The sequence below is a fragment of the Photobacterium ganghwense genome, assembly GCF_003025595.1.
In the GTDB taxonomy this organism is placed as follows: Bacteria; Pseudomonadota; Gammaproteobacteria; order Enterobacterales; family Vibrionaceae; genus Photobacterium; species Photobacterium ganghwense.
Genome location: NZ_PYMI01000001.1, coordinates 419902 through 431352, shown reverse-complemented (window position 1 = coordinate 431352; position 11451 = coordinate 419902). Strand labels below are relative to the sequence as shown.

Sequence of the window (11451 nt, the reverse complement as noted above, 5' to 3'; positions counted from 1 at the left end):
ATGAGTCCAATGCAGCTATTTTCAACTATCAAAGCAGTAACCAATATTAAAGCAGTATCTAATGTCAGGGTGGCAGGTCAGGCCGGGGAGGATCTTACCCGTAAACTGGTGTACGCCGGTTTGGGTGTGTGCCGGGTCGGTCTAGAGCAGGTGAATGGCGTTCAGTCACGGGTCAACCAGCAATTCAGTGCGATGGTTGCTCAAGGCGAGTCGGTTGAATCTGAACTACGTGATCGGGTACAGGATACACGTCAGGCGGTGCGCAATCAGGCTGAGGCACAGTTTAACCAAGTGCTGAACCGTACCTGCGGCATTGACCGTCGTCGACTGACCGAATTTGAAGACAAAGTAGATCGTTTGCAGGCGGCAGTGGAAAAGCTGGCAGACAAACGCGGACAGTAAGGCACGCCGATGTTGTATGTCGTGAGGAATTTTCGTGTCGGAACTCAGTAACACTCACTCCCTCAGGCATATCAGGAAACGTATCGGTGGCAGGCAAGGTTAAACCGTCTGCTGAAAATCACCCAGGCTGCGGTGTCTGTTGAGTCTGACAAAAGGAATCTGTTTCTCAGCGGGCCATATCGCCAACTTGCAACATAAGGACTGGTTTATGCCAAGTTTGTCTCTACTGGATTTAAGTTTCATTGTTTTCGAGACGGCCAATACGCCGATGCATGTGACCGGGCTGGTCATTCTGGAGCCGCCGGAAGGGCAGGCGACCACGTATGCGCAGGAGCTCTATTCGCATTTTCTGCAACACCCGGAGACAGTACCGCCATTTAACTGGAAGCTGACCTGGTCGCTGACCGGTCGGCCGAGCTGGACGACGGTCAGCGAAGTGAATCTTGAAGACCATTTACGTATTACGATGTTGCCCTCGCCCGGTAACGATCAACAGCTGCAACAGCTGGTGGGGCGTTTACATAGCCAGGTGCTGGACCGGAGTCGCCCGATGTGGGAAGTCTGGGTCGTCGGGGGACTTGAGCATAACCGCGTGGCACTGATCATGAAAATTCACCATTCCATGGCAGATGGTATTCGTGCCAGTACCCTGTTTACCCAAAGTTGTGCGACAACGCGGGAAGACTCCTTTACGCAGCCTCTCTGGCAGTGTGATTTGAGGAAAACAGCCAGTCAGCGCCGGGAAGAGACTCACTTAACCGACATGGTTGTGAAAACGGCAATGGCCGCCACAAAGCAAATTTCCTTGTTACCCTCCATGTTTCGGTTAGGCAGCAAGCTGGCATTGAAAGCGGTGAACATGGCTGAATGTGACTTGAAGCTTCCGTTTACGGCTCCTAAAACACCGTTTAATTTGAGTCCGAAACGAACCCGTTCGGTCAGCATCGGGCATTTTTCGATAGCCGAATTAAAACATATCAGCCGAATCACTGGCGCGTCGGTTAACGATATCTTGTTCACCGTCAGCGATATTGCCCTTAACCGTTACCTCAACGACAGGGCTATCCCCCTGAACAAGCCGCTGGTGGCCATGATGCCCATGAACCTGCGGGCGCAGGGCGATACCAGTGATAAAGGCAACAAAATCTCCATTGGCCATGTTGAGTTGGGCAGGCCGGATTTATCGCCGTTGGAACGGTTGGAAGCGATTCAGCACGCCACTGTTGATCTCAAGCGGGAAGCGCTGAACATCTCACCGGATGCGTACGTGAACTACTCGCTGCTGGTTAATGGGGTTTCCCTGTTCAGTGGTAAATTTGGCCTGAACAGTTTTATTCCGCCTGCCAGTAATTTGTTGATATCCAATGTGCCCGGTACGGATGACACCCTGTACTTTATGGGTGCTGAAGTGAAAGAGCAGTATCCGGTATCGCTGTTGATGCCGGGACAAACCCTGAATATCACGTTTTTCAGTAACGCCGGGATGATGTATTTCTCGCTGGTGGCCTGTAAGCAGTCGTTGCCCGGTTTTGAAGTCATAGCGGACTACATGTGCGAGGCATTTGCCGACATTGAGCAGGATGTGATGCAAATGGCAATCGAGGCAGTGGCCGAGCAGCTTCAGGGGCACGATGAGGATGTGTTGGCTGTTGAAACTGCGGTTGAAGCCGCTCAGCGAGGTCTGGATCCGGATGATGAAGATTTCAAAGCGCTGTATCTTGAAAAGCAACGTAAGGTAGAGGCACTGGAAGCGCAACTGGCCCAGCTTACCGACATGCTGAATAAAACTATCGACATTGATCCATCGCTTCCTGCTCAGAATCAGGATGAAATTTCGTCACGAAAACGCTCATAACTAACTGATTCAATTTGTAATACTTAATACGTTCTGCCCCCATACCCAGCAAAGGCTCATTCATCAGCTGTATGAATGAGCCTTTTTTTATTGGCTGAGAGGTGTGTCTGACTTCACAGATAGTTCAACTGGTAGGAGCAGTTTTTTGAAGTGCGCCGAAGGTTGAATATGATGCCCATCCTTCTGACTTGAGTAATCGGTAAAATTTTCTGCGCAAAGTAAGTCCATACTAATAACTCATAGGAAAAGGTTATGAACAAAAGCAAGGTTGCTTTGGCGATATCGACAGTACTCATTCTGTCCGGCTGTGGTGGCGGCGGATCAGATAAGAAAGAGCTGGAAAAGCCCGCTCCGGATGTCACAACACCGACGGCTGTTTCAAAGGTAAATCTGCAAGTGGCGGTAAGTGACACTGCCGCATTGCAAAATGCAACAGTGTGGCTGGAAAAGAAAACTCAACGCAATAACCAGCCGGATGCGGATGAACTGCGTGCTGTCACCGGTCAGGATGGCAGCGTTACGTTTGACAGCGTGCCGGTGAAAGATCTGGATAACTATGTACTGATGGCCGAAGTGGTTGCCGGAAAAGCGTCCCATCAGGGGCGCAATACTGTACACGGCAACTACCTGATGTCCGCCCCGCTGGTTGCTTCACTGGTAGCCGAACAAGCCGGTAAATCAGCGGCTGATACTGCCTCACATCAGGTTGAACTTAACCCACTGACCAGTGTGATTGAGCTACACCTGCTGCAGGCTCAGAAAGAAGGGAAAGAGCTTTCGATTGAAGGCGTGGCAGAAACGGTGGCGTTAAGCCTAGGTCTGGCAGAAGGCAGTGGCGCAGCGTTACTGGCGAGTTATACCAAGGATGACGAGGGGCGGTCACAGAAGCTTCGTCAGGCTGCTGCTTCCTTGGTTTATTCTGATGCTCTGGCTGAAACCGCCGACGATTTCATCACTAAACTGTCAATCCTGCTCAGTAATGCTGAGAAAATTGCAGCGGCTTTGAAAAGTGCAGCAGGTGACGAAATTGTCCTGTTGGATGCAACCGGTAATCTGTTGACCCTCAGCACACTGGACAGCGATAAAGACGGAGTGTTGGATGATCTGGATGCCTTCCCACACGATGATGCTGAATGGTTTGACACCGATGGCGATGGCATCGGGAATAATGCCGATGAAGATGATGATGACGATGGTTCTCCGGATACCGCAGACCCTTATCCAATGATGCCTAAGGATGTTGTAGACACGGATGGTGATGGCCTCAGCGATAAGTATGATGCTGATGATGACAATGACAAGGTGCCGGATGAGCTGGATGCTTTCCCACTGGATGCCACAGAGTCGGCTGATGCTGACGGTGACGGTATTGGCGATAATCGTGATACCGATGATGATAATGATGGCACCCTAGACACGGAAGATGCCTTCCCGCTTGATAAAGCAGAGCAATGGGATACAGATAAAGATGGCATCGGTAACAACGCCGATAACGATGATGACAACGATGGCTACGATGACGAGCGGGACAATGCGCCGCTACAAGCGCCGAATAAACCTGCGACTCTGAGTGCCTGTGTTGCCGGTCTGCCTGCGCTGGGTGGAGAGGGGGAAAGTGCCCTCGACCGACCAAACAGCCGTCTGTACCAGGTTTCGCGAAAAATGGCGACATCTGGCGAGATTCAGAACTATACCCAGAGTGAAATCGATGTTGATGTCTGGACCGGACTACCGACAGGTCAGCTGGCGGATCGGCAAATCAAAGTGACCCAAATCGCAGGGTACACGCCCGGGGAGGAATACAATGATTACCATCCGACGTTCGAGCATGAATATACCGATGCCCATACCGGAGAATACCTGGGTAACCGGGAAACTTTCCGTAACTGGTGGTCGATCAACGTAGATAGCAGTCCGTATGTCGAATTAGAGTTAGGCAAAGTGACACCAAGGTGGGTAGATCGGCTGGATAAGCACGCTCCCGAGACGCCTGTGCGACATGACAAGCTGTCAACCGAGTATTTGGGCAAAGATATTATCGAAACGGTCATGGGGCTGCGTGAGGTCTGTGTGGTTCAGCAATCCTCTGAGATGGTGTTGATGAACAATCAGGATTCCCAGGCTGAAAATCATCATCCTGTGGCTAAAGTGGTGGAGCAACGTAAACAGTATCTGGACACTGATAATCTGGCACAGCGAGTTGAAGTGAGTTATCTGGAGTATGATCCTGCTGCGGAAGGCAGCATCTCATGGGGATACACGGATTACACCAAAGATCTGGTTGGAGCCATTATCGATAACAATGCGTTTGGTCGTGACCCTGTCACAGAAAGGGGTTCGCCACTGGATCAGCCGGTCAGCCTGGCGCAATGTTTAGCCGGGTTGCCGGATAGTGGCTATACAGTAAGCCCTGATGAGGAAATATCATACTTAGTTGATCGTTTTGATTTGCACGATTTGAGTCGGCGCCTAGGGGTGTACACCATGATTCCTCAGGCCGGTGAAAATACCAGCTGGCGTGGACATGAGGGGCTGAGTCAATCCGTTGTTCGAGGGCATTTTGACAGCGGGACTTACAGTTTTAACGAGGTGTATTACAAAAACGCCGCGGGTGAGATGGTCGGCTTTGAAGGCACAAAAAATGCTGGAGATACCGTGGTGTGGGGTCAGTATGTTGAAAAAATGACACCGTGGTCAGCCGTGGCTGGCGCTTACTTCCTGCCGGAAGTGTCTTATGTTCGAGGGTTGCTACTAGGTGATCATCCTGAGCGCCATCGCTTCGAGCAAGTGACCAGCACAGTGTTTACCGGTCGTGTGCTTGAGTGGGACAAAGTCTCGGAAACGGACAGCATACCGGCCTGTGAAGTCAACCGCCGCCGGGAGGTCAGTTTCTATCAGAAAGATGGCCAGCCGGTGCTGGATTACTACGGTGAACCTCTGATTGAGATAACCGTTGAAAGAGACACCTATGATAATCATGGGTTGATCTATCGTAGCCGTCATCACAGCTATACCAGCTACCACGAAACCTGGAATCGATACTGATGTTTGACTGGCTGTATTGCTGAATCGCTAAGTGGCTATGAAGCTAAGCCGCAACGCAGCAAAGTAGCGACGCAGCAGACTGGTATCTGTCACCAATAACAAAGGCCGCATCAGCGGCCTTTTCTTATCGACTTCTTGTTTTTATTACACTTCTTGCGAAAGGAGTGATGGGGTGGAGTGGGTGTGAAGCGGTTATGCGTATTGTGTGGCCAACTCTGCTACCTTGTCGATGTACTGCTGCATCGCATTTTCAGCGTTTGTCCCTTTCAGTTGCTCCCAGGCGTCGTACTTAGCCGCACCTTTAAAATCAAACATCCCGGGTCTTTTGCCTGAAACGTCCCCTTCGGTCGCTTGTTTGAACAGGGCGTATAGAGCCAGCAGCTCATCATTGGTTGGGCGTTGTGTCAGCGTTTTAATGTTGGCCTGAGCCTGTTCAAATTGTGAATGTAAATCTGCCATGTGTCGATCCCTCATCAGGTTATAAAATTCATTCGGGTGTCAGTAATGAATGGACGATGATCCAGCGTCTTACCCAAATAGAAATGATACGGCTGTGCATCCATTTAACGTTCAATTCTATATTTACACTGGTCTGACAAGTTATCTATGTTGAAATTTAATAAATTTTAAAGCGATCACTTTTTATTTTTAATTTATAGAAATAATGAGTGTAAGCATTATTACAATGCCACAATCATCTTCTATTATTAATAGAAATTAAAAAACTGAAAATAGACTGGGTTATACATTTGGCTGGCATGGACAATATTTATCAAAGGGGATGCTATGTATGACTTTATCATAGTCGGTGCGGGTTCTGCGGGATGTGTACTTGCTAACCGACTCAGTGCCGACCCGGCTATCCATGTCTGCCTGATAGAAGCCGGACCAAAAGATGACAGCCCGATAGTGCATGTACCGCTGGGGCTCATCGGTATGATGCATTCGAAAAAAATGAACTGGCGCTATTATACGGAGCAGGAGCCCACGTTACAGTCTCGCCAACTGTTCTGGCCGCGAGGAAAAACCTTAGGAGGTAGCTCGTCATCTAACGCGATGTGTTATATACGCGGTCATGCCGATGACTATGACGAGTGGGCGGCGCAAGGTAATGCGGGCTGGGGGTTCGCAGATGTGCTGCCGTATTTTAAGCGCTCGGAGAACCAGCAGCGGGGCGAAGACGACTACCATGGTGCAGATGGTCCGCTGAACGTGTCGGATCTGCGTATCCGAAACCCGCTATCTGAAGCCTTTCTGCAAGCTGCGCAGCAGGCGGGCCACCCAATCAATCACGATTTCAATGGTGCCAGTCAGGAAGGGATCGGTTTTTATCAGGTAACCCAGCGTAACGGGCAGCGTTGTAGCAGTGCCGTCGCTTACCTGCGCCCAGCTGAACAACGAACAAATCTCACGGTGATTACTGATGCGCTCGTTACCCGAGTGCTGACAGAACAGGGTAAGGCTATTGGGATCAGTTATCAGAAAAAAGGCAAAACGGAGACACTGCTGGCCAGCAAAGAGGTGCTGCTAAGCGGAGGGGCCATCAATAGTCCGCAACTTTTAATGCTGTCGGGGATTGGGGAGCAGAGCGAACTCTCGTCGGTGGGCATTGAGCCTGTTCTCCATTTACCTGGGGTAGGTAAAAACCTGCAGGATCATCTGGATGTACTGGCTGTGACGCGTGAACGAACGTTTTATTCCGTTGGATTTTCCCCCGTCGCGCTGTTGCGTTCTGTGAAGGGAATCGTCGATTACCTATTGTTCAGGAAAGGCAATTTCACGACGAACATTGCGGAAGCTGGCGGGTTTGTAAAATCCGACCCGACTCTGGATAAGCCGGATATTCAGTTCCATTTTTCGCCTTGTTTCCTTGATAATCATGGGCTTAATTTGTGGCAAACCGTCCGTCACGGCTACTCGTTGCATGCTTGCAACCTGAGGCCCAAAAGCCGCGGCAGTTTGACGCTGGTGAACCACGATCCTGCACATCCTCCCAAAATCACACCGAATTATCTCAGTCATCCTGAAGATATTCGGGTAATGCTGCAGGGCTTGAAATTGTCCCGTGAAATTCTCAGCCAGCAGGCATTTGACCGTTATCGCGGGAAAGAAGTGTATCCGGGATGTGACGCACAAGATGATGAAGCGTTGCTCGCTTTTATTCGGCGTAAAGCGGAATCGATCTATCACCCGGTCGGTACCTGCAAAATGGGGCAGGACAGCATGGCAGTGGTTGATGAGCGATTACGGGTTCGGGGGATGTCGGGGTTGCGTGTGATTGACGCGTCGATAATGCCAACGCTCATTGGGGGGAATACCAATGCACCGACCATCATGATTGCAGAAAAAGCCGCTGATATGATTTTAAACGATTTATCTGACGTTGCACCTGCACCTATTATTTCAACGCATCAGGTAGCGTGATTTATCATCTTCATGGCGAAGTTGTGACTTATTGTTACCTTCGCCATTTTTTATAGATATTTTATCGATAGCCATATTTTTAAAATTGGTATGTTTTTTCTAATTTAATTTTCTATAATCTACCAATTTTATTTTTTGTTTAAAATTTGAGTTATTGGTTTTTATTTTAAATTAGTTAGCACTGATTATTTTTCGTGTATTGAAAAATAGGCTGTTAAGCCGGAGGGGATTATTCTATTATCGAACAGTGAAAAAATATTACTGAGGTTGACCAATGACGATAAACGATAATCTCAGAGATAAGCTCCATCTCCTGAAGCAGGACTTTTCCAGCCGCTTTGTGGAACAGTCTGCTGCTGCTAAACAGCGTGCTTTGCAGTTTATCGAAGAAGGATTGCCACCGGATCAGAAACTGGCGTTTCTCGCCAAAGTCAATGGCATGGTAGGGGATCAGCTGTATCACAAACAAAGCCCGTTAGCGCTATCGATGGTGTTTACTGATCAACGCCAGATCCTGAGTACTCATCCGGCATTATTGGCATCCCAGCTCCCCGGCGCTTCATCAAGGATTGTTCTTTATGTACATGGCTGGTGTATGGCTGATACCGGCTGGCAGCGTAAAGGGCATAAGCCTGATCAGTTGCTGGCTGCTGCGGGATATACTGCTGTTTTTCTTCGTTACAACACCGGCCACCATATTTCCCAGAATGGCGAAGAGTTGGCGACCGCACTGGAAGCGCTGATCCGAGCCTGGCCATGTGAGGTGACTGAGCTTGTGATTGTCGGCCACAGCATGGGCGGGCTGGTGACCCGCAGTGCTTGTTACTATGCTGAGCATTGCAACTATCAGTGGGTGCACCGACTGCAAACATTTGTCACTTTGGGTACACCACACAATGGGGCACCGCTGGCGCGTCTGGCTTCCTGGATTGATGAGCAGGCCGCGACTACGCCAAGTCTGAGTTTTTTGCAGAAACTGGGTGAAATACGCAGTAGTGGGACGAAAGATTTAAGCCGAGGCCTGATTGTGCATGAAGACTGGCTGCACACTGACAAGTCACCAAGTCATGATGCGATGCAGACCCGTCCGCGTTTACCTGACCAAGTACATTGCTTTGCGGTGGCAAGTTGCCTGGGGAAAAACCTTCATGATGAAAAAAATCGCCGTTTGGGCGACGGCCTTGTGCCTGTACCGAGTGCTCTCGGTGAGAGCGAACAGGGGATGCCGGCGCTGAATTATGCTGACCATGGAAAGTGGGTTGGGGCCGGCATTCACCATATTGACCTGATATGCCACCCGACAGTGATGGCTCAAATTCGCCAATGGGTACTTACCCACACTTTGTAGGGAATGACCTAGTAAGACATGACGTTGTAAGAAATCTTGTCAGCATTTATTAATGCAACTTAGGCACTTGCTCCGTCAGGCGCTAAGTTAAGATTTTGTCTTAATCGGTATTTTCGCTAAAAAACAGTGTGTTGCCTAAGGCGCTGGTTCTGTGTTACCCAGCATCGACGAAGCGCATAATATGACAGTGAAAGCTCGATAATTATTTTTGATGCTCAGGATGAAATAGATGATTTGTGGCGGTCATCAGAATGAAATATAAGCGTCTTTTTACTGTATTGCGCTTATAAACAATGAATCACGATTCTCTGATTGATGCACTGCATACCTGTGGTTGGTATGTTTGGGACGATTTTCTCTCGACAGAGAAAGTAAGGGCATTAGCCAGCTGTATTCCGGAGGAATGGACGCAAGCCGGAATCGGGCGGAATCAGGACTACATGCAGGCAAAATCGCGACGCCGCGACAAAATACAGTGGCTGGACGGCAACATGGGGCAGCCGGTTCAGGCTTATCTGGCCGAAATGGAAACGATCCGTCAGATGGTCAATCGTCACCTGTTTCTCGGTTTGTTTGAGTATGAATCACATTTTGCCAAATACGAGCACGGTGATTTTTATGAGAAACACCTGGACGCTTTCAAAGGCCAGAGCAACCGTAAGCTGACCACAGTGTTTTATCTCAACGAGCAATGGCATGAAGATGATGGCGGCCAGCTTAAAATGTATGACATGGAAGATAACTTGCTGAAAACGCTTGAGCCAAAAGCCGGCCGGCTGGTGGTCTTTTTGTCGGAAAATTTTCCTCATGAAGTGTTACCGGTACAGCGTGAACGGTTTAGCATTGCTGGTTGGTTCCGAACCAATGGGGTAACGGGCGACCGGATGGATATTTCCCGCTAGTTTTCGAGATACCCTGCTGAACGGTCTCGGTACTTATCAGCGCGTTCACTACAGAACACCATCACAAAAAGAGTCACGTCGTCATGGGGTGGCTTTTTCTTCTTTTTAGAACGGTTAACTTGTTTTCATTTCCCTTTATCAGTTTCTCTGCCGGCTTTCCTTCCCTTTTTTCTTTGTCCACTGTCAGCATTTTGTACTCCTAGTGGCTGATGCCCGACGGCGTGTATATCTGTTTAGAACGGTTTTAATCTCCTCGACTGAAAGTCACAGCGCAGCATATATGATCTTTCATATATCTGAGCCTGTGCATATAATAGCGGCAGAATAATAACCTTCAGGCCAGTAGCATGAAACGAATCCTTTTTCTCTGTACCGGTAACTCCGCCCGTTCACAGTTGGCTGAAGCGGCAATGCGTCATTTGGCGGGCAATGGCGTGGAGGTGTGTAGCGCTGGCATGCGGCCTGAAGGGGTTGACCCACGGGTTTATGAAGCACTCGCAGAGCAAGGGATCGACAGTTCCGGCCTTGAAAGCTTGTCGGTTCAGGATCTGGCGGATCAGCACTTTGATACCGTTATCACCTTGTGTGACAAAGCCAGCGATGAGTGTGCGTTGTTTGCTGATTCTGATGCGCTGTTACACTGGGACTTTAAAGATCCTAAACCGCTGCCTGGGCTCAAGCCGTTTCGTGACACGCTGGATGCGCTCATCGCCCGGATTTCCTTGTTTTTGATGTTAAACGGCACGGAATCGACGTCCGCGATGGGACCGGTCGAGCTGTTTAAAGTGATGAGTGATCCTCTCAGGCTCAAAATCCTGATGATTATAGAAGATGAGCAGTGGGTGACCGTCAGCGATCTTGTTGAAAGTCTGGGTGTCAGTCAGCCTAAAGTCTCAAGACATTTGGCATTGCTGCGCGATAGCGGGGTACTGGAAACGCGTCGGGAAGGACAATGGATCTTCTACCGTTACACGGAAAACCTGCCTGTCTGGGTCCGTCATGTTTTTACAACGGTTCGTAATGGCAATCCGGGAATAATCAATCAGGAAAAGCTCCAACTCAGTCAGCTCCAGCAACGTAAAGTGCCTGATAATCGTTCCGTGAAAGTGTAGCTTCTGCGCTCAGTGTCTCGTCACATTTGGCAGTGGCTTAATGCTAAGCTGCTGCTTAATTGTTTGTGGGTCCACGCTGTGTTTCCCTCCGTTTTATAGTTTTTCTAAACCTATCAGCTTCTTTTTGTTCCCACTTGCTTCGTTTTGTCCCGGCTTGTTTCGCGGTATCTCTGTTCACCTCGTTTTCCCTCACTCTTTCCATCTTATTTTGTTTTTGGTCACCATGTTGGTCAAGTTACGTCGTGTATCTACCGTGTTTTCCCTGTCCGAATACAGGGGAGCGCTGGTTAGCAGAGTGGTTTTTCTGTCAGTTAGGTTTCTGGGGCGGCTTCTCTTCGAGAAGGGGGAGGTAAAAAGATCTGG

8 protein-coding genes are annotated in these 11451 nt (G+C 49.3%); 7 read left to right on the top strand and 1 reads right to left on the bottom strand.

Annotated elements, in window-relative coordinates; all coding sequences use genetic code 11:
- The 3 genes from C9I92_RS01910 to C9I92_RS01900 all read left to right on the top strand — a co-directional run bounded on the left by C9I92_RS01910 (position 1) and on the right by C9I92_RS01900 (position 5302).
- Positions 1 to 402, top strand: a complete 402-nt coding sequence (locus C9I92_RS01910) for a phasin-related domain-containing protein (RefSeq protein WP_053061852.1) — start codon at positions 1 to 3, stop codon at positions 400 to 402.
- Between the two features lie 208 nt (positions 403 to 610).
- The gene (locus C9I92_RS01905) at positions 611 to 2257 is read left to right on the top strand and encodes a wax ester/triacylglycerol synthase family O-acyltransferase (protein WP_047885694.1); all 1647 of its coding nucleotides are present in this window, start codon (positions 611 to 613) and stop codon (positions 2255 to 2257) included.
- Between the two features lie 252 nt (positions 2258 to 2509).
- The gene (locus C9I92_RS01900; protein ID WP_047885693.1) at positions 2510 to 5302 is read left to right on the top strand and encodes a thrombospondin type 3 repeat-containing protein; all 2793 of its coding nucleotides are present in this window, start codon (positions 2510 to 2512) and stop codon (positions 5300 to 5302) included.
- A 192-nt stretch (positions 5303 to 5494) separates the two neighbouring features.
- Here the strand turns inward: C9I92_RS01900 and C9I92_RS01895 are convergent, their stop codons facing one another.
- A complete protein-coding gene (locus C9I92_RS01895) occupies positions 5495 to 5761 on the bottom strand; it encodes an acyl-CoA-binding protein (RefSeq protein ID WP_047885692.1) in 267 nt (88 codons plus the stop codon).
- A 327-nt stretch (positions 5762 to 6088) separates the two neighbouring features.
- Between C9I92_RS01895 and C9I92_RS01890 the strand changes: the two genes are divergently transcribed.
- The 4 genes from C9I92_RS01890 to C9I92_RS01875 all read left to right on the top strand — a co-directional run bounded on the left by C9I92_RS01890 (position 6089) and on the right by C9I92_RS01875 (position 11088).
- Entirely contained in the window at positions 6089 to 7726 is a 1638-nt protein-coding gene (locus C9I92_RS01890; RefSeq protein ID WP_047885691.1) for a GMC family oxidoreductase, read from the top strand.
- A gap of 274 nt (positions 7727 to 8000) precedes the next feature.
- A complete protein-coding gene (locus C9I92_RS01885; RefSeq protein WP_047885690.1) occupies positions 8001 to 9074 on the top strand; it encodes a lipase family alpha/beta hydrolase in 1074 nt (357 codons plus the stop codon).
- 293 nt (positions 9075 to 9367) lie between these two features.
- The gene (locus tag C9I92_RS01880; protein WP_047885689.1) at positions 9368 to 9976 is read left to right on the top strand and encodes a 2OG-Fe(II) oxygenase; all 609 of its coding nucleotides are present in this window, start codon (positions 9368 to 9370) and stop codon (positions 9974 to 9976) included.
- 347 nt (positions 9977 to 10323) lie between these two features.
- The gene (locus C9I92_RS01875) at positions 10324 to 11088 is read left to right on the top strand and encodes a metalloregulator ArsR/SmtB family transcription factor (protein ID WP_047885688.1); all 765 of its coding nucleotides are present in this window, start codon (positions 10324 to 10326) and stop codon (positions 11086 to 11088) included.
- Positions 11089 to 11451 lie beyond the last annotated feature (363 nt).

Coding starts and splice junctions, on each gene's coding strand:
- C9I92_RS01910 (WP_053061852.1), top strand. CDS start 1: ATGAGTCCAATGCAGCTATTTTCAACTATCAAAGCAGTAACCAATATT.
- C9I92_RS01875 (WP_047885688.1), top strand. CDS start 10,324: ATGAAACGAATCCTTTTTCTCTGTACCGGTAACTCCGCCCGTTCACAG.
- C9I92_RS01890 (WP_047885691.1), top strand. CDS start 6,089: ATGTATGACTTTATCATAGTCGGTGCGGGTTCTGCGGGATGTGTACTT.
- C9I92_RS01900 (WP_047885693.1), top strand. CDS start 2,510: ATGAACAAAAGCAAGGTTGCTTTGGCGATATCGACAGTACTCATTCTG.
- C9I92_RS01885 (WP_047885690.1), top strand. CDS start 8,001: ATGACGATAAACGATAATCTCAGAGATAAGCTCCATCTCCTGAAGCAG.
- C9I92_RS01880 (WP_047885689.1), top strand. CDS start 9,368: ATGAATCACGATTCTCTGATTGATGCACTGCATACCTGTGGTTGGTAT.
- C9I92_RS01905 (WP_047885694.1), top strand. CDS start 611: ATGCCAAGTTTGTCTCTACTGGATTTAAGTTTCATTGTTTTCGAGACG.
- C9I92_RS01895 (WP_047885692.1), bottom strand. CDS start 5,761: ATGGCAGATTTACATTCACAATTTGAACAGGCTCAGGCCAACATTAAA.